The organism is Planktothrix serta PCC 8927 (assembly GCF_900010725.2).
Lineage (GTDB): Bacteria > Cyanobacteriota > Cyanobacteriia > Cyanobacteriales > Microcoleaceae > Planktothrix > Planktothrix serta.
The window spans coordinates 76270-102475 of record NZ_LR734865.1 but is presented as its reverse complement, the minus strand read 5'-3'; the positions used below and the strand labels follow the sequence as shown (position 1 = coordinate 102475).

The 26206-nt window shown below is 38.3% G+C and carries 23 protein-coding genes; 13 read left to right on the top strand and 10 right to left on the bottom strand.

Annotated elements, in window-relative coordinates; genetic code table 11:
• Positions 1 to 58 precede the first annotated feature (58 nt).
• Positions 59 to 1864, top strand: a complete 1806-nt coding sequence (locus PL8927_RS09635) for a DnaJ domain-containing protein (protein ID WP_197047368.1) — start codon at positions 59 to 61, stop codon at positions 1862 to 1864.
• A gap of 219 nt (positions 1865 to 2083) precedes the next feature.
• Here the strand turns inward: PL8927_RS09635 and PL8927_RS09630 are convergent, their stop codons facing one another.
• Positions 2084 to 3148 carry a hypothetical protein gene (locus PL8927_RS09630; RefSeq protein WP_197047367.1) on the bottom strand — a complete coding sequence of 355 codons (1065 nt, stop codon included), beginning with the start codon at positions 3146 to 3148 and terminating at the stop codon, positions 2084 to 2086.
• Between the two features lie 404 nt (positions 3149 to 3552).
• Between PL8927_RS09630 and PL8927_RS09625 the strand changes: the two genes are divergently transcribed.
• The 3 genes from PL8927_RS09625 (at position 3553) to PL8927_RS09615 (ending at position 6105) form a co-directional block, all read left to right on the top strand.
• Positions 3553 to 4476, top strand: coding sequence for a type I restriction endonuclease (locus tag PL8927_RS09625; protein WP_083620455.1), 924 nt, complete (start codon positions 3553 to 3555; stop codon positions 4474 to 4476).
• A 43-nt stretch (positions 4477 to 4519) separates the two neighbouring features.
• Complete coding sequence (locus PL8927_RS09620; RefSeq protein WP_083620450.1) at positions 4520 to 4984, top strand: ArsC/Spx/MgsR family protein; 465 nt, start codon at positions 4520 to 4522, stop codon at positions 4982 to 4984.
• A 335-nt stretch (positions 4985 to 5319) separates the two neighbouring features.
• On the top strand, positions 5320 to 6105 hold the full coding sequence (locus tag PL8927_RS09615) for a CPBP family intramembrane glutamic endopeptidase (protein ID WP_083620446.1): 786 nt from the start codon (positions 5320 to 5322) through the stop codon (positions 6103 to 6105).
• A 225-nt stretch (positions 6106 to 6330) separates the two neighbouring features.
• Here PL8927_RS09615 and PL8927_RS09610 read toward each other — a convergent pair whose 3' ends face one another.
• Together PL8927_RS09610 and PL8927_RS09605 are read right to left on the bottom strand one after the other, a co-directional pair.
• On the bottom strand, positions 6331 to 6693 hold the full coding sequence (locus PL8927_RS09610) for a hypothetical protein (protein ID WP_083620443.1): 363 nt from the start codon (positions 6691 to 6693) through the stop codon (positions 6331 to 6333).
• A 153-nt stretch (positions 6694 to 6846) separates the two neighbouring features.
• Complete coding sequence (locus PL8927_RS09605) at positions 6847 to 8214, bottom strand: HEAT repeat domain-containing protein (RefSeq protein WP_083620441.1); 1368 nt, start codon at positions 8212 to 8214, stop codon at positions 6847 to 6849.
• Between the two features lie 80 nt (positions 8215 to 8294).
• Between PL8927_RS09605 and PL8927_RS09600 the strand changes: the two genes are divergently transcribed.
• On the top strand, positions 8295 to 8594 hold the full coding sequence (locus tag PL8927_RS09600) for an acylphosphatase (protein WP_156093148.1): 300 nt from the start codon (positions 8295 to 8297) through the stop codon (positions 8592 to 8594).
• A 52-nt stretch (positions 8595 to 8646) separates the two neighbouring features.
• On the opposite strand, the gene PL8927_RS09595 is transcribed toward PL8927_RS09600, so the two are convergent.
• Positions 8647 to 9813, bottom strand: a complete 1167-nt coding sequence (locus PL8927_RS09595) for a pyridoxal phosphate-dependent aminotransferase (protein WP_083620433.1) — start codon at positions 9811 to 9813, stop codon at positions 8647 to 8649.
• 360 nt (positions 9814 to 10173) lie between these two features.
• Between PL8927_RS09595 and PL8927_RS09590 the strand changes: the two genes are divergently transcribed.
• The 3 genes from PL8927_RS09590 (at position 10174) to rpoD (ending at position 16084) form a co-directional block, all read left to right on the top strand.
• Positions 10174 to 11082, top strand: a complete 909-nt coding sequence (locus PL8927_RS09590) for an Rpn family recombination-promoting nuclease/putative transposase (protein ID WP_083620429.1) — start codon at positions 10174 to 10176, stop codon at positions 11080 to 11082.
• 141 nt (positions 11083 to 11223) lie between these two features.
• Positions 11224 to 13842: a M1 family metallopeptidase gene (locus PL8927_RS09585; protein ID WP_083620424.1), complete on the top strand. Its 2619-nt coding sequence runs from the start codon at positions 11224 to 11226 to the stop codon at positions 13840 to 13842.
• A gap of 1057 nt (positions 13843 to 14899) precedes the next feature.
• Positions 14900 to 16084 carry an RNA polymerase sigma factor RpoD gene (gene rpoD / locus PL8927_RS09580; RefSeq protein WP_083620420.1) on the top strand — a complete coding sequence of 395 codons (1185 nt, stop codon included), beginning with the start codon at positions 14900 to 14902 and terminating at the stop codon, positions 16082 to 16084.
• Between the two features lie 356 nt (positions 16085 to 16440).
• On the opposite strand, the gene PL8927_RS09575 is transcribed toward rpoD, so the two are convergent.
• Positions 16441 to 16626, bottom strand: coding sequence for a hypothetical protein (locus tag PL8927_RS09575; protein WP_083620414.1), 186 nt, complete (start codon positions 16624 to 16626; stop codon positions 16441 to 16443).
• 594 nt (positions 16627 to 17220) lie between these two features.
• Between PL8927_RS09575 and PL8927_RS09570 the strand changes: the two genes are divergently transcribed.
• Together PL8927_RS09570 and PL8927_RS09565 are read left to right on the top strand one after the other, a co-directional pair.
• Complete coding sequence (locus PL8927_RS09570; RefSeq protein ID WP_083620410.1) at positions 17221 to 18315, top strand: YheT family hydrolase; 1095 nt, start codon at positions 17221 to 17223, stop codon at positions 18313 to 18315.
• 31 nt (positions 18316 to 18346) lie between these two features.
• Positions 18347 to 19009, top strand: coding sequence for a CatB-related O-acetyltransferase (locus PL8927_RS09565; RefSeq protein ID WP_083620406.1), 663 nt, complete (start codon positions 18347 to 18349; stop codon positions 19007 to 19009).
• A 79-nt stretch (positions 19010 to 19088) separates the two neighbouring features.
• Here the strand turns inward: PL8927_RS09565 and argB are convergent, their stop codons facing one another.
• From argB to rpaB, 5 genes are all read right to left on the bottom strand, one after another.
• Complete coding sequence (argB, locus tag PL8927_RS09560; RefSeq protein ID WP_083620402.1) at positions 19089 to 19982, bottom strand: acetylglutamate kinase; 894 nt, start codon at positions 19980 to 19982, stop codon at positions 19089 to 19091.
• A 129-nt stretch (positions 19983 to 20111) separates the two neighbouring features.
• The gene (mreD, locus tag PL8927_RS09555) at positions 20112 to 20651 is read right to left on the bottom strand and encodes a rod shape-determining protein MreD (RefSeq protein ID WP_083620398.1); all 540 of its coding nucleotides are present in this window, start codon (positions 20649 to 20651) and stop codon (positions 20112 to 20114) included.
• A 194-nt stretch (positions 20652 to 20845) separates the two neighbouring features.
• Positions 20846 to 21658 carry a rod shape-determining protein MreC gene (gene mreC, locus PL8927_RS09550; RefSeq protein WP_083620928.1) on the bottom strand — a complete coding sequence of 271 codons (813 nt, stop codon included), beginning with the start codon at positions 21656 to 21658 and terminating at the stop codon, positions 20846 to 20848.
• A gap of 78 nt (positions 21659 to 21736) precedes the next feature.
• Positions 21737 to 22585: a rod shape-determining protein gene (locus tag PL8927_RS09545; protein WP_083620394.1), complete on the bottom strand. Its 849-nt coding sequence runs from the start codon at positions 22583 to 22585 to the stop codon at positions 21737 to 21739.
• A gap of 173 nt (positions 22586 to 22758) precedes the next feature.
• Positions 22759 to 23520 carry a response regulator transcription factor RpaB gene (gene rpaB, locus PL8927_RS09540; RefSeq protein WP_083620389.1) on the bottom strand — a complete coding sequence of 254 codons (762 nt, stop codon included), beginning with the start codon at positions 23518 to 23520 and terminating at the stop codon, positions 22759 to 22761.
• 404 nt (positions 23521 to 23924) lie between these two features.
• Between rpaB and PL8927_RS09535 the strand changes: the two genes are divergently transcribed.
• The 3 genes from PL8927_RS09535 to PL8927_RS09525 all read left to right on the top strand — a co-directional run.
• Positions 23925 to 24146 (top strand): ribbon-helix-helix domain-containing protein, encoded by a 222-nt coding sequence (locus PL8927_RS09535; RefSeq protein WP_083620379.1) that lies wholly within the window; start codon positions 23925 to 23927, stop codon positions 24144 to 24146.
• A 147-nt stretch (positions 24147 to 24293) separates the two neighbouring features.
• The gene (locus PL8927_RS09530; protein WP_083620375.1) at positions 24294 to 25193 is read left to right on the top strand and encodes an MBL fold metallo-hydrolase; all 900 of its coding nucleotides are present in this window, start codon (positions 24294 to 24296) and stop codon (positions 25191 to 25193) included.
• Between the two features lie 99 nt (positions 25194 to 25292).
• Positions 25293 to 26206: RNA-guided endonuclease InsQ/TnpB family protein (locus PL8927_RS09525; protein ID WP_083620371.1), on the top strand; the 914-nt coding region annotated here is incomplete at its 3' end.

Below are 26206 nucleotides of genomic sequence, written 5' to 3'. Positions count from 1 at the left end.
GGTTATTGATAGAGTTACTATCAATTCTATAATGAAATTTACGGAACTTAAAAAAATCATGAAAAGCTATTATAATTTCTCTGAAAACTTAACTACTGGTACAACATTTGTTACCGTCGGTGCAGCGAGTGGGGCAGGAATTTATAGCACAATTGGTGGTGTGGGACTGGTGGGAAGTTTTGGGGGAATTGGGTTAGGAATGATGCCCTTAATGGGTGTGGGTGCGGTGGCGGGTGCTGCAACTTATGGCGCATTTAGAGGCATTAATCAAGGGGATTCTATTGCCTGGGGTGCAGTAGGATTAGGGGCAATTTCTGGGGTAGGAATTTCTTCGGTTGTGGGAGGAATGGGGTTAGGTTTTGCGGGAACAGGTGTAGGAATTGGCATGGGAACATTAGGAGTTTTTGGCGGAATTGTTGGGTTAGGATTATATGGTATTGCCCAATTAATTGATGCTGCTGGAAGCGGAGAAACAGCGTTTCAAGCCTTTGACCGGATGGAAGAACGGATTTTAGATCAGGAATTTTATACCGCCGCGTTATTAGAAGTTTTGGAACTTATTCCTGAATTTCAAGAAGAAAAATTAAAACAAAAATTCAATGATTTAGAATTAGAGGATGAATTAAAACAGCTTAAACAAAATATTCAAGATCCACAGAAATCATCTGCTCAAAAAAAAACAGAAAAACCTAATATTGAAAATCATACTCTTGTTATTCGTCCCCATTCACCAGATTTAATGTGGACAGAAACACAGCGTTTAGCCGGACATCAAGATTCAATTCATGCGGTGGCTTTTAGTCCTGATAGTCAAACTTTGATCAGTGCTAGTGATGATCGTAATATTCACATTTGGGATGTTAATACAGTTAAGAAAAAATATACTTGGTTTATGCCTTATGAGATGTATTCAGTTGCTATTAGTCCGAATTCAGAAATCGTTGCTACAGGAAGTGTTAATGGTCGAATTACCCTCTGGAATTTTCAGACTCGACAACTAAATCGAACTTTATTGGATCTAAATTTTCCCGAAAAAAATATGGGAATTATTACCTCCCTTGTATTTAGTCCCGATCATCAAATTTTAATCAGTGGAAGTTGCGATAAAACCGTTAGACTTTGGAATTTTAAAACGGGACAATCTAAACGAATTTTGAACGGACATACTGATGGAGTTTGGTCTGTAGCGATCTGTTCTCAGAGTCAATTTGTAGCCAGTGGGAGTGCTGATAAAACTATTAGAATTTGGAATATCAAAACCTATGAAAATCCTATTGTTTTAACCGGACATTCTAACTGGGTGACTTCGGTTTTATTCAGTCCTGATGATCAAACTTTAATCAGTGCGAGTGCTGACAATACAATTAAAGTCTGGGATCTTAAAACCTATCAATTAATTCGGACATTAACCGGACATTCTGCTGCTATTTTTTCTATAGCTTTGAGTCCCAATAGTCAAATTTTGGCGAGTGGAAGTGTGGATCAAACGGTTAAATTATGGAATTGGAAAACAGGGGAATTATTGCAAACGCTCTCTGGTTGTTCTCCGGTTGTGTTTAGTCCCGATGGTCAACGATTAGTTAGTGGGAGTAAAAAGGGTATTTTACAACTCTGGTATCAACAATTAAGTCTACCGGAATTAATTGCATCTGAATGTTATCAAAATTGGTGGCAAGTATTAGGAGTAAATCCCAAGGCAACACCGAATCAAGTCAAACAAGCCTATTATCAATTAGCGAAACAATATCATCCTGATTATAACGTTAAATCAGAAGCGATCGCTGTTATGCAAAGAATTAACCACGCCTATGAGACTTTTTTAAATGAATGGAATCAAAGGGTGCGATCGCAATCAATAAAATGATCAATTCAACAAATATAAAGATTATTAACTAAATGAAAAAACAAGAATAATTATAATTTTTGAATAAAGTTAGTTATGTACTATAGCAGTCCTAAATAGGTTGTAATATTTTATCGTAGGGGTTTGGTCTCCAAACCCAGGCGCAAAGAGGGTTTGGAGACCAAACCCCTACAAAACTTTTTCACAAATCCTACACGGATTGCTATATTACAACATAATTTAGATATTTCGCAATTTTATTTCGAGTGACTGATTATTCATGTTGCTTGTCAATCGCTCTTGATAAAGATACATAATATCGTTAATAGCTACTTCTTTGACTTCAATTAAATTAACTAATTTAATCTGTCTAGTTGTTCCTCTGGTAATAATCCAAACTTGTTTATGATGATTATAAAATTCTTCTGTTGTTCTTCCAGATAATTCAATACTACCTTGTTTCAGTTTATTACAATAATTATTTATTTGTTCACTTTTACTGTTTTCTATATTCTGGAAATCAAGAGTACAATCATAAATAACTGCTAAATTTCCAATTTTGAAAAAACCATCAGCTTTTCCGGCTTGTCTTTCTCCTGTAAAATTATATACTGTCTCTATTCCCAATAACTTGAGTAAATAATAAGCATATTCTTCAAATTGTTTCCAGTTATTTGTTGTGATAATTTTATCAAAAAATCTCGGTGATAAGTCTGAATCTAATTGTATTTGTTGATTCTGGTTATCCTTGTTAATATCTGAAATTTTACTCGGAATAAAATTATCATTTAAAGTAAAAGCCATTAACTTATTCATAACTCTCTGAAATTCAAGCATTTCATCCTTAAAAATACGAATTTTGGTGCTAATAAATTCATTTTCTAACTTTTTTCTTTGATCTATTACAATATATTTAGTACCATTTTTTGATTGTTTAACCTCAAAGAAATAGTAATGGGAACTGCTAAAATATTTTTCTTCTAAAAAAATTAGATTGTTTGGCGATAAATTAGATTCTATTTGATTATTATGATAATTGTGATCGGTTTCAGTAACAGAAGTGTCATTTAAGGAAAAATTAATCAGCTTATTCAAAATTCTTTGAAATTCAAGCATTTCATTTTCAAAAATACGCATTTTGGTACCAATAAATTCATTTTCTAACTTTTTTCGTTGATCGATAATAATATATTTGGATCTATTTTTGGCTTCTTTGACTTCAAAAAAATAATGATGTGAACCGCTAAAATATCTTTCTGCTAAAAGAAGATTCCTCTTTTCAGGAGAAAACCAATTTTCTGTCATATTTTTACTCTTTTATATTAGCTGAGTTATTAAATATAATATCAATATATATGATAACATCAGAAGCGATCGCTGTTATGCAAAGAATTAACTACGCCTATGAGACTTTTTTAAATCAATGGAGTCAAAGGGTGCGATCGCATTCCTAAAAAACAAGAAAGAGTTGTAATCTCCATTTTCACATTAATTTAGCGAATATTATTAATTTTTTATATAAAGGTTATTTATATAAAAAATACTCGTACCTTGACCCCCAAAAAAAAATTAGAAGTTTACGGGAACCGGGTTACAGTGCGCGAGTACATCCTTAATTGCTAAACGCTAATCTGAACCTCGGTGTGATACCAATTGGGTTGATCCATTAAGGTGTCCCGGTTAGATTAAATTTGCATTTTCTGAAAATTATGAATACATTATCTCAAAATACAGCCAATCGCACTAGAAATCCTCTAGAGTCGTGGCTAAACTTCTCTAAGGCTCTTGAACCCAATATAGAACGGATACTAAACAGGTTTGAGGGACTGGGCTATACTGTTTTGCTCCAACCCGATATTATCTCAGGACGACATCAGGGAATTTTGCGAAGTTATTGCAACGGTATCCTGGGTGATCGCTTTCGTCAGGCAATGCAGCGAATTAACCCAGAGGTTACACCTCAGCAGATTGAAACTATCCTTCATCAGCTAACAGCAACTCGCACCCTGCCATTAATGCAGCACAACCGTCAATGGCATCTGCAATTGTTGAATGGTATTAAAATAACTTCAGCGAACGATCCGAGTCAACTCATAACCTTGAAACTCTTGGATTTCTCCAATTTGTTCAACAACGATTGGTTGGTAATCTATTCCTTTCCTGTGGTTGAAGCCAACTATCAGCATTGCCTGGATCTAGTTATTTTTATTAATGGATTACCATTAGCCGTATTTCAAGGTCTTCATGGAGGGCACAACCCCTGGGCACTTAGAGCCGCTTGTGTACAAATTCAAGAGGATCAAACTCGCCTACCGAAGTTTTTTGCCTTGAATGAGTTACTGGTGCTTTCTAATGGAATTCAATCTCGGATTGGTACACTTGCCAGTCAATGGAAACAGTTTAGTCAAATTCACTCCACTAACGGAGAAAATATTCCTTTTCCAGGAGAAACCGAGATAGAAACATTGATTCTCAATATTTTCGATCCCCGTCGCTTTTTGGAAATTATACAACACTTTATTGTATTTCGACAAAGCCGGACAAAGTTAACCAAAAAGTTACGTTCTCATTCATTTTGTACCCTGAATATTCCTAAAGCCAATAATATGAAGATATTGGCTTACTCTAAATAACAAATCCATCATTTTTTATCAACATAATTTAGGAGAAAATTCAATGACTACTGTTATCTTCTATGAAAAACCGGGCTGCATCAACAACACCAAGCAAAAAGCCTTATTGCAAGCGGCAGGACATACCGTTGAAGCTTATAATTTATTAACTCAATCTTGGACAGTTGAAACCCTGCGTCCATTTTTTGGGGATTTGCCCGTTGTAGAATGGTTTAATTACACCGCACCTCAAATTAAATCAGGGAAGATTGTTCCTGCCCAATTAGACGCAGAAACAGCCTTGAATTTGATGATTGATGACCCTCTATTGATTCGTCGTCCGCTTCTGCAAGTTGGGACTCATAGGAAAGTTGGCTTTGACAGTGACAAAATAGCAGCTTGGATAGGGTTAGAAGCAGCCGATCAATCTCAGCAGATTGTTCGAGATCAGTTGATTCAGCAAGATCTACAGACCTGTGCTAACAGCAATCAGTCCCATTCTATCCCTTGTGCTTCTAACGAAACATAGAGCAATCTGCTCCCAAAAAGTGACTAACAGCCTTGTACAGAAATAATCTGTGAACTACCCGGTAAAATCGGGTTAGTTTATTGTGTGCGCCATCGTCCTTATGAAGGGATAATCAAAACCGTTACTATTTCAAAGAACCCTGAATAAAAACCAAATTATAGAGGAATTGGACAGCTTAAACTAAAGTCTTGATTAGAGATCATAGATAGGTTATTAATTAAATTATTATTAATTCTATAATAAAATTTCAGAATAGAGTGTATAAACACGAGCGAACAAGAAATCGTAAATTTTGGAAAAACCGGACTTACTATTTCACACAGAAGCGAAAAATCATGAATTCAACATCACTCTCCAAAACCAAAATAGCCATCTTAGCTGCATTTATCTACACGGCTGTCATGGGTTTCGGTATGTTCTACATGAAAACCTTCAAGGGCATCTTCTATGGCACTCCCGACATGATGAATGTGTTCTGGTTCGTCATGATTATTGTTAATATCATCAATGTTTTCTTTGTCATCCGCTATTTTAGCTGGCAAGAGGTTGGATTTCGCAAACTCAACACCAGACAACTCCTCTGGTTTGTCCCCTCACTGTCGGTATTGATCGCTATGTGGGTCGTGTTTCTGTCCGCTTTGGCTTCAGCCTCTCTCAATGCAGCGCAGTGGCAGTTGTTGGCCCTGGTGGGCTTCACAACCTTTTTGGTAGGTCTTGGTGAGGAGACTATGTATCGGGGCATCGTTTTAAACGCATTTTTGACCACAAACCGAGTCCGTTGGGCAATGCTAGTCAGTGCGATCGCATTTTCGCTACTGCATTCTGTGAATGTTTTTGGTGGTTCGCTTCCGTTAGAAATGATGGTGCAGCTAGTTTTCACCTTTCTGTTTGGGTTCTTATTTGCACCACTCATGATCAAGTTCAATAATATTTGGCCGTTAATTATTTTTCACTGGCTATGGGATTTTGTTCTGTTTGCTGCTAACCTTGTGGACGCATCTAATGTTTCTCTGCTTTCCTACATTAATACTCCCGTTGCAATTGTTGTTGGTACAATTTTGTGGATTCGCATTCATAAAGAACAATATGGGGTCGTCAAACCATCTTCGATGATATCTTAAAGGTTAGGTTTTCCTGAATATCGGCAATAGACTCATCCATTAGCCCTAAAGACGATTTTTATAATTTTGCAATCGGTAATTGGTTAAAAAACGCTGTTATTCCTATGGCGTGATCCTGAAGACTTAACTATCATTTGGTAATATCATTCCCGCACAGGTAGGAATCCAAAGAGTCCTGGGTCATATCAATAACTTCTGGATTTCCTATCTGATTACTCATTATTTTTACAACGATCCTTCATCCGCAGTAGAGAAGATATAGTTATAAAATTCTGTTCCTGTAACGACATTGATCACAACGACTCGACTTGTATCTTTATCGTACATCACACGAACTTGTTTATCTTCAGCCATAAATTTATTGCCCGAAGTCCGCTTTAACATTCCCGCGAAGAAAAACTCTCCATCCTCAATTTGAACCGCAATTTCGTTAGTATTTCTTTGGGGAGTCATATAAGTCTTCTCAGGTGCAGAAGACTGAGCTATCTGCATGGGGGTATTCTGTAAGGAATTAGCTTGAACAGGTAAAGAAATACTTACTGTACCAACAAGACAAGCGATCGCTAATAAGGAGGTTTGAAATTTCATTCTTGTTTCCAAAAATCAAGTTGAAGGTTAACAAAAATCAAAACTTTATGTTTTATTCCCCATCCCTAGGGAAACGATAAAGTTATCACCAAATAAAACAAAACTTTAGGGGTTAGACTTTGATATCAAACCCCTACAATAAAATACTACAACCTATTGAGGATTGCTAGATATATTCGGTTTTCTCAACATTAGAGATTTCGGTTGAGATTTAGGACGCACACGATAAACTTTGAATTTATTTAATGCTAGACTAGCGGATTGTGCAACTGAACTTTGAGTATCTCGTAATGCTTTTTGTAAAATTGGAATCACTTGCTGAGAGGGAATATTCCCTAATGCAATAATCGCTTGCTGACGAACACTCGGATCAAGATCTTGACTCAAACGAGTCAAAATAGGAATCGTTTGTTGCACTTCCCGACTTAGACGACGAGAAGCAGTAATTTTTCCTAATGTTGCTGCAACAGAATAACGCACTTGAGGATTAGGATTTTGAAGATATCCTGTTAAGGTGTTAATTGCTCCTAAGTTTCCCGATGTTCCAATGGTCAGAATTTGCTCAATTAATTGTTCCTCTGACGTTGCTTTTATTGGAGGTAATGTGATTTTTTCTGAATTCAAAATAGCCGGGTCAGTAATAATTTCTGAAACTGTCGGTGATTCGGCAATTGTAGACTCAGTAATAATTTCTGAAACCGTTGGAGATTCGGCAATTGTAGAATCAGTAATTGCTTCTAAAACTGTTGGAGATTCGGCAATTGTAGACTCAGTAATAATTTCTGAAACCGTCGGTGATTCGGCAATTGTAGACTCAGTAATAATTTCTGAAACCGTTGGAGATTCGGCAACTGTAGACCCAAGAATTTCTTCTGAAACAATTGGGGGTTCTACTTCAATTACAGTGAGTTGTTGTTCTGTAACTTCCTCCTCAATAACGGGTGTTTCCTCTGGTGTTTCCGGTAAAGTTAGAGTGAGTTCAATTACTGGAGTTGATTCTTCTATCAAAATAGGAGATTGAACCTCCTGCTCACCCAAAGACTGACTTGATGCTTGAACCTGTGCTTGACTGGCTTCTAATTCAGCAGTCACTTGTTCCAGCATAGTTTGATACTGAGTCAAAATTTGATTCAGTTCTGTAATTTGAGCTTCACTTTGTTGTAACTGTTCCGTGAGTTGTTGTTGTTGAATTTCAGATTCAGCCAGGGATTGACTCACCTGTTGAATTTGAGTATCTTTCTCCTGTAACTGTATACCCATCTGTTCCCGTTCAGCGATATATTCAGTTTCTACCGTTTGTCTAACTTGCTGAAGTTGATTTTGATGTTCCTGTTGTAACTGTTGAATGGTTTGTTGTTGACGAATCTGATGTGATTTTTCCTGTTCCTCCCGTTCTTGACGAATTCTTCCCTCTATACTTTGTTTTTGCTGGGAAATCTGTTTTTGAAACCACAGGTAGGCAATTCCCACCCCAACCACGACTCCAACGATTAACATAATCACTAAATTGCCCCAAACCATAAAATCACTCCTATTTTATCTAAAACGAATATAATCTCTCAAGATATGTATATGTTGCTTATCTGAATTCGTCAATGGAAATGTCATCTGAATCTATTATCGTTCGCGCTCACGTTTTTGTATCGGGACAAGTCCAAGGGGTGGGATATCGCTACTACACCCAAAAACAAGCGACTCATCGAGGAATTCAGGGTTGGGTGAGAAATTTAGCGGATGGTCGAGTCGAAGCGGTATTTGAAGGAAATCGAAACACGGTGGATGGGATGATTCAGTGGTGTTATCACGGGCCAAAATCTGCCCATCCTAGGGATGTAATCGTCCATTTTGAAGAACCAGAAGGTTTACAAGGGTTCGAGATTCAATATAAAAAGGGGTGTTGACGCTTGACCGACAATCAACAATATCCAACATCTAACACCCCCTTAAATACCCCTAAATTTTAGACTGAACAAACTCCTCTAAGCGTTGAATTCCTCTTTCAATTGTGATTAAATCCGTTGCATAAGATAAACGAATATGATCATCATTTCCAAAGGCTTGACCGGGTACGGCGGCTAACTGTTTTTCTTCCAGTATAAAGTTACAGAAATCAACGGAATTTAAACCCGTTTTGGCAATATTAATGTACATATAAAATGCGCCATCCGGTTTCAAACAACTAATTCCTTGAATTGCATTTAATAACTCAAACATCACCTCTCGCCGTTTAGCAAAGGCTAGACGCATTTCTTCAACACAATCTAAGGAGTTTTCTAACGCTGCGATCGCACCATATTGAGCAAACGTACAAACATTAGAGGTACTATGACTTTGCACACGGGTTGTGGCTTTAATAATATCCAGATCTCCGGCTAAATAGCCAATGCGCCACCCTGTCATCGCAAAGGATTTCGCAAAACCACTACTAATTAAGGTGTATTTATAGCTTTCGGGATGGGCTGATGCAATACTTAAATGCTTGACATCATCGTAAATAATTTTAGAATAAATTTCATCCGAAACCACTAAAGTACCTGTCTCAACTACCACTGCTGCTAAGGCGCGAATTTCATCCGGGGTATACACCATTCCTGTAGGATTTGAGGGAGAATTCAAAACAAAAAGTTTTGTCTTCGGTGTAATGGATTGACGCAGCATTTCCGGCGTTATTTTATAACCCGTATCTGCTCCCGTCGTCACAATTACCGGAACCCCTTCTACCAGTTTTACCATTTCAGGATAGCTTAACCAATAGGGAGCAGGAATAATCACTTCATCCCCAGGATTGATCACCGCTACCATCAAATTGTAGAGGGAATGTTTACCGCCATTAGTAACAACAATATTGTCACTTTTATAGTCTAAACCTGTTTCTTTACTTAAGGTTTGAGCAATTAATGAGCGTAACTTCGGTTCCCCGGCTGCTGGGCCATAGCGAGTTTTGCCTTCATCTAAAGCCTGTTTCGCCGCAGCAACAATATGCTTAGGGGTATCGAAGTCCGGTTCGCCCACGCTAAAATTTAAGACATCCATCCCCTCAGCTTTCATGGCTTTTGCCTTCGCTGAGATCGCCAGCGTTACAGACGGCGGAACCTTTTCGACTCGCGTTGCTATCTTCATATTTCTTCCCCCTTGGAGACTCCCGAATTACCTATACTCAGGTTAGCGCTTAGAGGAAAAGGGGGTCGGGGTCTATGCTGCATAAGTAAGTATCTCCAGATAAAAGGAAACCGTTGAATAATCTCTAATTCTCTGTTTCAATCTTTAGATTTTAGGAGGGGGATTGCATCGTGGCAACCCATTTGTTATAGGATGATAACATTGTATTATAATAATTGCTAGTATTTTTATACAACAAACCTTAATCTATTCAGCTTGAGGGCTGACGGTTAAAGGTTAAGAAAATTTTAAATTATTACCACTAATTTAGGATGGCTATATCAGTTAACAATTCCCACCCCTATTATGAGGAGAATTAATATGCGATTCATTAATCCTAAAACAGACTTTGCCTTTAAAAAAATATTTGGCTCTGAAGATAGCAAAGATATTTTAATCAGTTTTTTAAATAGTATTCTTTATCCCGAAAATCCGGCTATTGAAGATTTAACGATTCTCAATCCCTATCAAGCTCCTAAAATCCGAGGGATTAAAGATACTTATTTGGATGTCAAAGCCACAATAACCGGGAATAAAACCGTTATTATTGAAATGCAGATCTTGAATATAGAAGGATTTGAAAAACGAATTTTATACAATGCAGCTAAAGCCTATTCAATTCAGTTAAAAAGTGGCGAAGATTACACCTTATTAAATCCAGTTATTGCCGTTACAATTACGGATTTTGAGATGTTCCCTAATCTGGATAAAGTCATTTCTCGGTTTATTTTAAAAGAAAAAGAGTTTTTAGTGGATTATCTGATTTATGATATAGAATTAGTTTTTGTAGAACTTCCCAAATTTAAGGCCTCAATTAATGAGTTAGAAACCTTAACCGATAAATGGATATATTTTATTAAAAGTGCTAAAACCTTAGAAACTATTCCTGAAACAATGGCAAATATTCCTCAACTTCAAAAAGCCTTTACTATTGCCAATGAAACTACCTTAACCCCCGCAGAACTCGAAGATTTAGAAAAACGTGAAATCTATATTTATGATCAACGTAATGCGATTAAAAAAGCAGTTCGATTAGCTAGAGAAAAAGCTTTAAAACAAGGCATTCAACAAGGTATTGAACAAGGTATTGAACAAGGTAAACAAGAATCTAAACTAGAAATTGCTCAACAATTAATCGGTTTATTAGATGATCAAACCATCAGCCAAACCACCGGATTAAGTATAGAACAAATCCAACAATTGAGACAAAAACAAGAAACTCCTAGTTAAAAAGTCTCCCGTAGAGACGCGCCATGGCGCGTCTCTACCCCAAAAACACTAATTTAGACAACGGATTGAGACTAGCTATATAATGAAGCGATACGCATAGCGCGTTTTCCTATCCCTTATTCTTGAGTTTGATTGTACTTGATGCTGAATTTTTACTTTGATACGGAAACGGATACCCACAAGTCCTTCGAGTTACCCGGCGCTCGCCCCCATTATAACCCTGACCGTCCAGGTCAAGTACAACATATTGCTCTGGACTTAGTTCTTGATATTCCTAATCAAAGTTTTCAAGGAACTTGTACCCTACATTTGAATCCGGTTAAAAGTGGAATTGATACCTTAACATTAGATGCTGTTAACTTAGAAATTAAAGAGGTAAAAATTGAACAAAATCAGCAAGAGTTTGACTATGATGGCGAACAGTTACAGATTCATCTCAATCAACCCACAACCGTTAATCAGTTAATAAAATTGGTGATCACTTATGCTGTCACCAACCCCCAACGCGGACTTTATTTTATTAGTCCGAATAAAAATTATCCTGACAAACCGATTCAAGTTTGGACACAGGGAGAAGATGAAGATTCTCGCTTTTGGTTTCCTTGTTTTGACTACCCCGGACAACTCGCAACTTCAGAAATTCGAGTACAAGTTCCTAAACAATATTTAGCGATTTCCAATGGAGAGTTAATTCACACTGAAACCAAAGGTAAAACCAAAATTTACCATTGGTCACAAAAACAAGTTCATCCCACTTATTTAATGACCTTAGCGGTGGGAGATTTTGCCGAAATTAAAGACGAATGGAATGGAATTCCAGTTTTATATTATGTTGAGAAAAATCGTCAAGAAGATGCTCTCCGCAGCATGGGGAAAACCCCGCAAATGATTGAATTTTTCTCTCAATATTTTGGCTATTCCTATCCCTATCCGAAATATGCTCAAGTTTGTGTAGATGACTTCATTTTTGGCGGAATGGAAAATACCTCAACAACGTTATTAACCGATCGCTGTTTATTAGATGAACGAGCTACCCTAGATAATCGTAACACAGAAAGTTTAGTAGCCCATGAATTAGCCCATCAATGGTTCGGGGATTTAGTAGTCATTAAACATTGGTCACACGCTTGGATTAAAGAAGGCATGGCGACCTATACTGAGGTATTATGGACAGAACAACAATATGGCAAATCCGAAGCGGCTTATTACCGTTTAAATCAAGCCAGAAACTATTTTTCTGAGGATAGTTCTCGCTATCGTCGCCCCATTGTTACCCATATTTATCGAGAAGCAATTGAACTTTATGACCGCCATTTATATGAAAAAGGCGCTTGTGTTTATCATCTGATTAGAACAGAATTAGGGGATGAACTGTTTCAAAAAGCGATTCAAACCTTTGTTCAAGATAATGCTCATAAAACCGTAGAAACTATTGATTTATTACGAGCGCTCGAAAAATCAACCGGATCTAATTTACTTCCCCTATTTGATCAATATGTGTTTCGAGGCGGACACCCTGATTATAAAGTCTCTTACTGTTGGGATAATAATAGTAAATTAGCCAAAATCACAATTAAACAAACTCAAGCCAAGGATGGGGATAAACTCAGCGAGCAAAACTTATTTGATTTAAAAATACCCATTGGTTTTGGATATAAACCGGATAAAAAAGCTCCTGAAACTCCTGTTCCCCTTAAAACCTTTACGGTTAGAGTCCATGAACGCGAACAAACCTTCTATTTCCCTTTAGAGGAAAAACCTGCTTTTATTAGCTTTGATGTTGATAATAATATTCTCAAAACTTTGACTTTGGATTATGCGATCGCTGAATTAAAGGCACAATTGCAATATGATCCCGATCCCATTTCTCGAATTTATGCCGCTAAAGCCTTAGCCAAAAAAGGCGGATTAGAAGCCGTTAAAGCCTTGTCAAATGCCTTAAAAAATGATAAGTTTTGGGGGGTGCGGGTGGAAGTTGCTAAACAATTAGTTCGAGTCAAATTAGATCAAGTCTTTGAGGGATTAGTAGCGGGTTTAACTGATGAAGATGCGCGGGTCAGACGTGCGGTGATTAATAGTTTAGCTAAACTGAAAACCACCGAGAGTTATCAAGTGTTAAAACCCCTTTTAGAAAAGGGAGATCCCAGTTATTTAGTTGAAGCTTCAACAGCAACGGCGTTAGGAGAAATTGCAGCGACTCATTGTGAAGATAAACATCTAATTGAACAAACGATTAAACTCTTAAAATCTGTTCTCAAAGAAAGGGAAGGATGGAATGAAGTTGTGCGTTCTGGGGCTATTTCAGGACTGAGTAAAATGAAAACCTCAGAAGATGCCTTGAACCTGATTTTAAAATATACCGCCCCCGGTATTCCCCAAGCGTTACGGTTAACTTCCATTCGTGCTTTAGGTAGTATTTCCACAGGTCAAACCCCAACCAATACCGAGCGAATTTTACAGCGCTTAGAGGAATTATCTAATGAAACCTTTTTCCTAACTCAAGTCGCCGTTGTCGCCTCTTTAGAACAGATGGAAACCTCAAAAGCGATGGATGTATTGCAATCTTTAGCCGACCAAACCCTAGACGGACGAGTTCGTCGCCGTGCTGAAGAAGCTATTCAAAGTGTTCAGGGAAAAATTGGTTCAGAACCTGGGTTGAAAAAACTTCGAGAAGAACTTGACAAAATCAAAAAAGAAAATCAAGAACTTCGGAGTCGCCTCGAAACTTTAGAAGCGAAAAGCAAATCTACTAAGCATTAACAGGGAGAAGGGGAGAAAGGGCGACAAAAACATCATTTTCCAGGTTTTTGCCCCGGCTTCCATCCCTCAAAGCGGTTGAAGAATAGCTCAACCTCACGACGTCAAAAACTTAACGTGATTTAACGTTTGATCGCGCACCAAAAACGGAGATTTAAGTTAACTTACAATAAAGAACAATCCCAAAAGGTAAGGTTGTTGCAAGATTCAGAGCGATTAACTCATTGTGATTCAATTGTCAACAACCCCAACCTCCCTTGAATTGAATCCTTTTTTGACAAGAACCCAACCGTTCCTTACTTTCAAGGAGCAGAAACTTACAGTTCCCTTCAGAATCACGGAGGAGAACATCAGCAAATTTTGAGTGAATTACACTTCTCTATGCGTCAACTGAGACAACAAATTCTATCAGGGTGTATTAAGGTGGCTTGCCTTCATACTCTCTTCAATATTGATTCGTGGGATTATAACCCAATTTGAAAAGAGTTCGCTAAGATTTTAGTGAATCATCCTATTATTCCCCTTTGAGATCCCCTAAACAAATGTGATCATCCCCATATAATTCATCAAATCTGAGCAGGTAAAAGGGTTATTCAACAGTGTAAGTTTTGTTAACAGATGTTAATGTATGCTATAGTTTGAAACATGGCATACATACCACTCAGANTTCGTGCATTGGTTGATACGCCTTGGTTGAGAGAGTATCTTAACTTATGTGTTTGTTAGCAAATGTTAGCAAAAAAGTATCGGTCGTTGTGCTCAACCCTTAACTTGATTAATCCCCCAACTGTGAATCCGGGTGATCAAATCTCCTTTTTGACAAACCGTGCAATTTTTGTCAGAAAGGCTACAATCGGAAAGGTCTTGGTGCAATCCAATGATCACCTTTGAATATTTGTCTTCCTATGTTAGGACTGAAGTGAGTTATGATCATTCACTCAGTAACTCGGTGGGCAAATGTTGAAACTTGAAACAGTATGCCACTGGTTCAATAGTCTACTGATAGACATTTCTATTCTGTGATTGATTTTTACTAATTGAGGAGCATGAGGAACGCGGCATGATCCAGATTAACAACGGACTCGCAACCACAAAGCCTGAGACAGAAACATTATCGTTTCTTCCCCTTCCAACCCCTAGCAACATCACTCCCCCGGATTTGGATGATCTTGAACCGGATGAAGAAGATTTAATTGATGAAGAAGACATCCTAGAGGAGGTGACAGCGGATGAAGATGATGAGACTAAAGCAGGTAAAGCTGCTAAATCTCGGCGTCGTACTCAGGCAAAGAAAAAGCATTACACAGAAGATTCAATTCGCCTCTATCTGCAAGAAATCGGTCGGATTCGATTATTACGAGCGGATGAAGAAATTGAACTCGCTCGAAAAATTGCTGACTTATTGGAACTAGAGCGAATTCGGGAAAAATTGATGGAACATTACCATCGAGAACCCAATGAGCAGGAATGGGCGAGCGCCGTTGATATGAGATTACCAGAGTTCCGCCGCCGTCTGTATATCGGTCGTCGGGCTAAAGATAAGATGGTACAGTCTAACCTGAGACTGGTGGTTTCTATTGCCAAAAAATACATGAATCGCGGTCTGTCTTTCCAAGACTTGATTCAAGAAGGCAGTTTAGGATTAATTCGTGCCGCTGAGAAATTTGATCACGAAAAAGGCTACAAATTTTCAACTTACGCTACATGGTGGATTCGTCAAGCCATTACGCGGGCCATTGCTGATCAGTCTCGAACCATTCGGCTTCCGGTTCACCTCTATGAAACCATTTCTCGAATAAAAAAGACGACCAAACTACTCTCTCAAGAAATGGGTCGCAAACCGACCGAAGAAGAAATCGCAACTCGCATGGAAATGACCATCGAAAAATTGCGGTTTATTGCTAAGTCTGCTCAACTTCCCATTTCCTTAGAAACACCCATTGGGAAAGAGGAAGATTCTCGTTTAGGAGACTTTATTGAATCTGATGGCGAAACTCCTGAAGATCAAGTTTCTAAAAATTTATTACGAGAAGATTTAGAAAATGTATTAGACACTCTCAGTCCCCGTGAACGAGATGTATTACGGTTGCGTTATGGATTAGATGATGGCCGCATGAAGACATTAGAAGAAATTGGTCAAATTTTTAATGTCACCCGTGAGCGTATTCGTCAAATAGAAGCAAAAGCTCTCAGAAAGTTACGCCATCCTAACCGCAATAGTATTTTGAAAGAATATATCCGTTAGAGGATGTTGATTCTAGGTGGGTATAAACAATCCGATACTGAGGAACAAAGGGTTTGATTATCCTCCCTTGAGGATGAATCAGCGTCCTATCTTTCAAACCGTTTATGGAAACATTACGGTTAAAAATTAACCTGCCGAAACAAACTTTAAAAAAGATTGAGTTTCGGCAGAAATTTGTAGATTTGTGTTCTCTTTTCCCTGTTTCCTGTTCCCCCTATATTAAAAACTTGAGAGTTTGTATCCCATCCTCTCAAGTCATGTTAAAATCTTCTTGCGAATTAAATTCTGTTGTTTAATCCGGTCATCATCCGGTTTTAATGCTTTTGGTTTCTAGGGTGATGTAGTGGGATATCCCATTACATCAAACCCCAGAAGTGAAGAAAGCCTTGACCTGACATCAGTTCGACAATAATCGCACTGATAAAGCCAATCATCGCCAAACGGCCATTCCAGTTTTCTGCACCAGGGGTAAATCCCCAATCCCAATGATTGCGCTGTTGTTGTTCAGGGCTATTGGTTAATTGTGTTTGTGTGTTTTGCATGGTTGTTACTCCTGTTTTGCTTGATGTAACGTTCTGTAAATTAATGTAACTAACTCGTAAAAAAACGGCAAGTTACGATCTCTTCAAGATTAGAACACCTGAAATTGCACAAATACTGCACATTTCTCCTATTTTCTTGGATCTGAGGAATAGATGCGATCGCTCAGATTCTATCTTTAGGTAGGGTGACGTGAGTTCGATATCGTTAAATATAAGCTCAGTAGGCAGCCCAAAAATTCTAAAAGCTACCAATCTTTTGCCCCTGATCAATTAGCATTTTAAGTTTAATATTTATAGAGATATACGGCAGATTTATAATTTTCAATAAATCGGTTCTTCAAAAGCATCTAAGGCTTAACAGCCTAAATATTTACTAATTTTAACTCAACCCGTATTATTCATGATTCGCTTCCTCCTAACCGTCCTTCAATTATCTCGCATTTTTATTGTAAAATAACAATGAGGCTAATCCTTTGACCTATAGCTTCCTCAAATTTATGACCTTCCTTCTCAAACATCTGTTTTCAGAAGTAAGCAGTCCTGAAATTTGTGACTCTATTTCCAGTGAACGAACCAACCCCTTGTAAAACTTCAATGAATCATCCAATTTATCAGCCTCCTTTTACCTTAAAAAATGGCTTTTTAATGACGGTTTATGCAGCATTAAGAGCCAGCCGAACTTGGGAAAAAAATATCAATTTACCTGAGCCTCCTTATCAAGAAGTCGTCTTTTTAGGGGCGGGAGGAATTCCGATTTATGGTATCGTTGCAATTCCTAAAAACCCTAGAGGAACAATTGTTTCAACCTATGGAATTACTGGAACTTTAGACAATCAATGGTTTTTAAGGCTCTGGGGAAGAAAAGCCTTTGCTGCGGGTTATGCCGTCGTTTTATTTGATTGGAGAGCCCATGGAAAAACAGCAGAATTATCCCCCACATTAACCTCCGATGGCTTATATGAAGGGGAAGATTTTGTCAGAATTGCGGCACAATCTAAACAAATAGGTTGTCCGACTCCCTTTTGGTTTACAGGTTATTCTTTAGGCGGACAATTAGCTTTATGGGGGATTAAAACTGCTCAAACGGTGCATCAATGGGGAGCAGATTTAGACTTAAAAGATTCAGATATCGCTGGAGGTGCAGTGATTTGCCCCAGTTTAGATTCAATTCGTTCTTTATCTTATTTAATGCAACATTCTTGGGGGAAATATTTAGAACGAGCAATTACTAAAGAACTCAAAAAATTAGCTAGAAATCTTTATCAACATCACCCCAATGATATTGATCCAGAAGCCATTAAACGGGCGAATTCGATTTGGGGATTTGACCATGAATTAGTGATTGAACGCTTAGGCTTTAAAAGCGTTGAAGACTATTATCAAGCCAGTAGCGGGTTACAGTTAATCCCTCAACTCAGCAAACCTACATTAATTTTATATGCAGAAGATGATCCCCTGTTTGATCCCACAATTATTCCTGATTTAAAAGCAGCTAGTGATCAAAATTCTGCCATTAATTTAGTTTCCACAAACTACGGAGGTCATGTCGGTTATATTAGCAGTAAAGTTTGTCAAAATCAATTTAATGATCCTGACCGATGGTGGGCATGGAATCGAATTTTAGATTGGTTTGACCAACAAGAACAACAATTAGAAATTGGCGATCAAAAATTAGTTGAATTTCGTTAGTTTCATTGTTCTCTATTCCCTGATATAGCTTATGAATTACGGCCCCTCTCCCAATACTCGATATCCCCTTCCTCAACAAACCCGATTAGTTTATCTTAAAACTATTGTTAAAAACCCTAATATTATCGTTGGGGATTACACCTATTATGATGATTTTGAAAACCCCGAAAACTTTGAAAAAAATGTTCTTTACCATTTTGATTTCATCGGTGATAAACTGATTATTGGTAAATTTTGCTCCATTGCTTCCGATGTTAAATTTATTATGAATGGCGGCAACCATCGAACAGATTGGTTAACAAATTATCCCTTTCCGGTTTTTGGTCAGGGTTGGGAATTTGCGATGCCCGATTCCTGGCCGAATAAAGGGGATACAATTATTGGGAATGATGTTTGGATAGGTTATGGAGCTACAATTATGCCCGGTATTGAAATTGGGGATGGGGCAATTATTGCCTCTCAAGCAGTTGTCACCCGTAACGTTTCACCCTATAGTATTGTCGGGGGAAATCCGGCTCAAGAAATCCGTAAACGGTTTGAAGAATCCCTGATTGAAGAACTTTTAAATATTCGGTGGTGGGATTGGGATATTCAAACGATTACTCGCCATCTTCAGGCAATTTGTGGTACAGATATCAACGCTTTACGCCAAGAACAATACCTTCGCCAAACTCAAAAAAGCTCTAATTCTTAGAGGGGTTAGAACGCAATGAAAGCCAACCTAAAAAGACATAGCGAAGGTATTATTAAATTTGTTAGGATTCTCCTAAATTTTACAGCATAAATTCTGAGGCAACAATCATTGTTCCTATTCCTGAATCTGTGAATACCTCTTGGATTAACGCATGGGGAACACGACCATCTAAAATATGAGCAGCCCGCACCCCTTGGGCTAAACTTCTCACACAACAAGTGACTTTAGGAATCATACCCCCAGAAACAATTCCTTTGTCAATTAACTGTCGGGCTTCCTGAATATTAACTTGGGCAATTAAAGTATCAGGATTATGATAATCCTCCAAAATTCCCGCCGTATCTGTTAATAGAATTAACTTTTCAGCCCCTAATGCTGCCGCAATTTCCCCCGCAACAGTATCAGCATTCATATTATAGGCTTGTCCGTTTTCATCCGTTGCCACACTAGAAACAACCGGAATATAACCACTACTAACTAAAGACTCTAATAGTTTAGTATTCACACTACTAACTTCCCCAACAAAGCCAATATCCGCTTGACCTTGAGGACGAGCTTTAATTAAATTAGCATCCTTCCCACATAACCCAACAGCTTCTCCTCCCGCTTGGTTAATGAGAGAAACAATTTCTTTATTCACCCGACCGACTAACACCATTTCCACCACATCCATCGTAGCCGCATCCGTGACTCGCAACCCATTTTTAAATTGAGGTTCAATTCCCAATTTTGCCAACCAACTGTTAATTTCTGGGCCTCCTCCATGAACAACTACCACTCGAATTCCGACAAAAGACAGTAATACAATATCCTGCATCACCTTATCTTTGAGGCTACTATCCTTCATCGCAGCCCCCCCATATTTCACCACAATAGTACGATTAGAAAACTTTTGAATATAGGGGAGGGCTTCGCTAAGAATTTTAGCGCGAATTGCTGTATCTGTTTGGTCGAAGTCGCTATGTTTAAGCATAAAATTTTCCTGAGCGCGTGTAGAGGCGGGTTTTTTGAAATCTTCCCTAATTAACCATAAACCCGGTTTCTTGAATCAAGATGATTAAACAACGGAAGATTTGTACAGAAATCGGGTTTCTACCCGCCCCTAAGATTTTAGTTTATTTGAGGGTGCCATCAATGCCCACCAACGACTAAGCGGCAAATAGATGACAGGAGCCCACAAACTGCTGAGAATTGCCGTTGAAAGTGCCACCCCTTGTTGATGTAACCAAAGATTCTCTAAATCTGAATATCCAGAGATACTTAATTGTAAACCTCGAATCGTTTCCAGCATAATAGCCATGCCAAAAACAATCAAAGCCACTGAAATAAAATCCTCTTGAATTTTTTTGATAATTCGTTTGTAGATAATGACGGTTAAAATTCCAACGGCAATAAACGGAATAATATGGGAAGGTTGGGCTCGTGTTAATCCATCTAAAATTAACCCACAGGATAAACCCCCGACAATAGCTTCTAACAAGGTTCGTTTTAGACTCCAAGCCACCAACCAAATTAACACCCAGTTAGGGATAATTCCAAACAATTCTAAGCCAGGGATACGGACTAAAGATAACCAGATACAAATCATTAGGGAAATAACGGTAACAGTCCAATTTAAGAGTTGATAGGATTTAAGAGTCATGAAAAAAATTGGGAAGTTGTCACGTTTAAACATCAAAATTTATCTTCATCAGTTATAGCAGGGAACAGCGATCGCGGATTTAAGCGGATTTCACGGATTTCACGGATTTTAATCTGTCTTATAGCAGGGAAAGAAATTATTTCTTCCCTGTTCCCTGTTCCCTGTTCCCTGTTCCCTGTTCTGAAATATTATTTTTAATTTTTCGGTAATTCTATAGAAGGATTAGAGGTTTTATTCGATTCAGAATTTAATTTTTGATTGCGGTAAACAATCACCCATTCTAAAGAAGAAATAGGAGCAAAAAATTCCAGAATAGCTTCAGGAGCCGGAGCTTTATTCATATCCACAGAAATCACTTTTCCAATCGGGATACCGGGCGGTACAATTTGACTATAAGCAGAGGTGACCACAACATCCCCGACTTTGACATTCGGATCACTTTCAAAAAACTCCATAACGCCTTGTTCAATGGCTTTTCCCTTGAGAAATCCCATATTTCGACTGCGACTAATCGTGATCCCAATTCGACTCATGGGGTCACTCAGGAGCATGACTTTACTGGTGTTAGGTGTGACATTAATCACTCGTCCAATTAATCCCCCAGGAGCAACCACTAAATCCTGATTTTGAATTCCATCCTGACTCCCACGACCGATAATAATTTGTTTCCACCAGGAATCTGCACTGCGACCAATCACAGGAGCAACAACACCTTTATCCTGTTTTTTAGAATTGACATAATTTAAAAGTTCTTGAAACTTTTGATTTTGGATTTGAACTTCTTGAAGTTGAGCTTCTAACTGATTAATTCGAGGATCAATTTGTCGAACAATTTTATCTTGTTCCGTAACCGTTGCTGTTGCTAAATGAAAAGGACGAGTTAACCAATAGTACATTTCATACAAAGCAGCCCCTTGAGTTTGTCGCACCAACCAAGCGGCTAAAATTGCCAAACCCAGTAAAATAATTTGATTCCGGCTCCGATTCCACCAACTGCGTGTTTCCATACCCATTAAAATTAAACGGTAAAAAAAAGATGAGGATGGAAAACTGTTACCATCCCCGACTTCCATTAAGAACATCGCCTAGAAGTTACGGGAACTCCCACTAAAAACCCGTTCCAATTGTTTGAAGTTTTCTAATACCCGACCTGTTCCCAACACCACACAGCATAAAGGATCAGCCGCAATATGGGTAATAATTCCAGTTTCATGACTAATTAAGGTATCGATTCCCTTAAGTAAAGCGCCTCCACCTGCCAGCATAATGCCCCGATCAATAATATCAGCAGCAAGTTCTGGAGGAGTCCGTTCTAAAGTTCGTTTCACAGCATCAATAATAATTGATAAGGGTTCTGCCATACTTTCACGCACTTCTGGGGCTTTAATCGTCACCGTTCGAGGCAAACCCGATAATAAATGAATGCCCCGCACCTCCATAATATTATCTTCATCAGCATAAGTGGGATAGGCTGAACCCATCTTAATTTTGATATCCTCAGCCGTTTGTTCTCCAATCACCAAGTTATGAACTTTTTTCATATACAGGATGATGGCGTCGTTAAGTTCGTCTCCGGCGACTCGAACTGACTCACTCAATACCGTTCCCTGTAAACTCAAAACCGCAACTTCTGTCGTCCCACCCCCAATATCCACAATCATATTTCCCGTCGGTTCCGCAACAGGTAAACCTGCGCCAATAGCAGCGGCTACAGGTTCATCAATCAGTCGGACATCTCGCGCCCCCGCTTGAGAAGCCGCTTCAATTACAGCCCGTCGTTCTACTCCAGTTACCCCACTGGGAATTCCAATGACAATTCGNAGGACATTTCTAAATCTTGAAACCCTTTCACTTCTTACTGTTCCCTGTTCCCTGTTCCCTGTTCCCTTTCGCGTAGCGCTATAAATACTGAGCAAAACTGAGAGGAGAAACATTCAGACTCTTATATTTGCCTGAACGCTTCTCCTCTAATGTTTGACTTTAACCCCTAAATTGTATTAATCTATAAAAGTGATAATTCCTATTTTTAGGGGAATAGCCAAGATTTAAAATTCAGAGAAAAATGAAAGTTGTTTTGAAATTTTGAAAAATTTTTATTTGAAAACAATTAAGCACCGATCGCTTCTTCAACACCGGGTAAACGTTGGGCAGAATAACCCACACCTCGCACGGTTAAAATATATTCAGGATTGCGTTGATCTTCTTCAATTTTCGCGCGTAAACGAGCAACATGAACATCCACAACCCGCATATCGGCAATGCGTCGGGGTGTATAACCCCATAATTCTTTGAGAATTTCTGAGCGAGAAACCGCCTGTCCACAACGTTTAACCAACAATTCCAACAAATTGAATTCAATATAGGTTAAGGGAACCACTTTATCGCCTTTATAAACGCGGCGTTTGACGGTATCAATTCGCACGGCTTCAATTTGAATTACTTCCGGGCTGAGATGATGGGATGAAGTCGTATCTTTAAACCGTCGTAAAATCGCATGAATTCGGGCTTCTAATTCTTTAGGAGAAAAGGGTTTAGTTAAATAATCATCAGCGCCTAATTCTAAACCTGTAATTCGATCGGCTACGTCCCCTAATGCGGTTAACATAATAATAGGAACATCGGATTTAGTCCGAAGTTCTTGGCAAACTCCATAACCATTTAGTTTCGGCATCATCACATCCAAAACTAAAAGGTCAGGATTTTCTCGTTCAAACATTTCCAGCGTTTCTAAACCATCGGCGGCGACTACAACATTGTAGCCCACCATCGAAAGACGAGTTTTTAAGATGCGCCGAATCGCGGATTCATCATCAGCAACGAGGATTTTTTCACCGTTGCGTTTTTCTTCAACTTGGGGTTGTACACTCATATCGGCTTTGTATGATGGATGGATTGGCTGTTGATGGAGCAACGCCAAAGCGAATCATATCAACGGTCGCAGGTTCCCAGGACTGCTTCAACCCACAAATCCCGATAACCTGCACAGTGACATGATGGGACAGAAACTCACTCGCTTTTGGGGTGGGTGATTCAGTCTAAGTGCTTAGATTGCTATTGATTATGATAACATACGTTTTCAATTTGTTATCAAACTTAACAGTCCGCCCGTTGATTGTCATATTCAGTTACATAAGTTAATATTTTTTAAACAAAAAAGGATTTCAACAGATACTTAAACAATTAATATAGGGTAAATGATAAGCTTTAACAAGAGGCTTATAAAATCAAATTTGTTAATAAAATTGATTGTCCCAATGTAGTTTAGTAAAAACAATGCCGAATCCATTTCTAGGAGTCAGGATTCCTCCTGAACTGCATGAAGCACTTATGGCAAAAGTAACAACAACTGGACAATCTAAGTCAGATATTGTTATTCAGGCTTTAAGTGCTTACCTGGGAATAGCCACACAGCATCAAAAGCTTGAAGATTTAGAGACACGACTGTCTACATTAGAACTAAAGTTAGAACAACTGACTCATCAAGTTGAGAACTAGGAAATTAGGGAATAGGGAAAGGGGAATCAAGTTTTATCATAAAAATAACCTGGTATCCCTATATTTTTTAGGGCTAATTAGGAGGAAGTATTTTGAATTGACAGGAGCAGTTAACACCCATTTTAAAACAGTTTTAAAGAGGAATTTATGGCTAAATTTAAGTTACGCCGTTCTCAAAATGTTTCGGGGAATTTTTACGTTGATCAGACTTGTATTGATTGTGATACTTGTCGCTGGATGGCTCCTGAAGTCTTTCAACGTCGGGATGAACAATCAGCAGTTTATCATCAACCTCTGAATAAAATTGAACAAGAACACGCTTTACAAGCATTATTATCTTGTCCAACGGCTTCGATTGGCTGCGTTGAAAATCCTTCTGAAATTGTTAATATTCAACAAACTTTCCCCCTTCCAATTAAAAACAATGTTTATCATTGTGGCTATCATTCTCAAGCATCTTTTGGGGCAACCAGTTATTTCATTCAATATCCTCAAGGGAATATTTTAATTGATTCTCCTCGATTTGCTCCTCCTTTAGTTAAACGCTTAGAAGAATTAGGGGGAGTGCGTTGGATGTATTTAACCCATCAAGATGATGTCGCAGATCATCAAAAATTTCATGATCATTTTGGCTGTGATCGGATTTTACATCAAGATGAAATTCGCACAGAAACAAAAGATGTAGAAGTTCAATTAATGGGGACGGACGACATTCAATTAAGCGATGATTTATTAGTGATTCCGGTTCCCGGTCATACGAAAGGACACACGGTTTTACTCTATCAAAATGAATTTTTATTCACCGGAGATCATTTAGCTTGGTCAAACTCTCTTCAACAGTTATATGCCTTTCGAGAATATTGTTGGTATTCCTGGCCTAGCTTAGTCAATTCGACCCAAAAATTGCTAAATTATTCCTTTGAGTGGGTGCTTCCGGGTCATGGAAGGCGCTATTATGCCGATGCCACAACAATGCACCATCAACTCAAAATTTGTATACACTGGATGGAGACACTAGAGGTTACTGGTCAGACTTATGCGAGGTGATAAGCTCACNCGTCTTTTCTGGTCGGATGCACGGACTCAGAAGTTACAGCCAAAAAATCAAAGAAGATCCGAATCTACCTAAACCCTGAACAAAGAGGGTTGCTCAAACAATGGTTCGGAGTTAGTAGATTTGTCTACAACGAAACCCTTAAATATTTGCAGCAACCTGACACAAAAGCGAACTGGATGGCGATTAAAACAGGAATCTTAAACGGATTACCTGAATGGGCTAAACCTGTTCCTTATCAAATTAAATCAATAGCCATCAAAGATGCTTGTTTAGCTGTTAAAGCTGCAAAGAAAGGGTTTAAGGTAGATGGTAAGATTCGGCGATGTAAATTTCGGAGTCGAAAGGATGTAAAGCAATCAATTTACATCCCTAAATCAGCGATTAAAGATTGTGGGATTTACCACAGTATATTAGGAGGGTGTAAATTTAAAGAATTACTTCCCGATAATTTTAGCGATGGTCGATTAACGTTAATTTATGGCGAGTATTACTTGACCATCTCCACAAAAGTACAACAACTAAATTCCGAGAATCAAGGGAGAGTTGTTGCCTTAGATCCTGGGGTTCGCACCTTCATGACATTTTTTTCTGAAACATCTTTTGGTTGGCTAGGTAAAGACTCTAACTTGCAGATTCAGAAATTATGTTTCCAGTTAGACAAATTAGTGTCTCAACTATCAAAAGCCAAATGTAAACAGAAAAGAAACCTCAAAAAAGCAGCGAGTAGACTTCGTTGTAAAATCCAGAACTTAGTCAAGGAATTACATCATAAAACAGCTAGATTTTTAGTGGAAAACTTTGATGTAATTTTACTTCCCACATTTGAAACATCACAGATGGTTTCTAAGTCAAGACGTCAACTTAGAAACAAATCTGTCAGGCAAATGCTAACTCTAAGTCATTATGAGTTTAAGCAATTTCTGAAATGGAAGGCTTGGGAAAACCATAAAGTTGTGATTGATTGTAACGAAGCCTATACTTCTAAAACGGTGTCATGGACAGG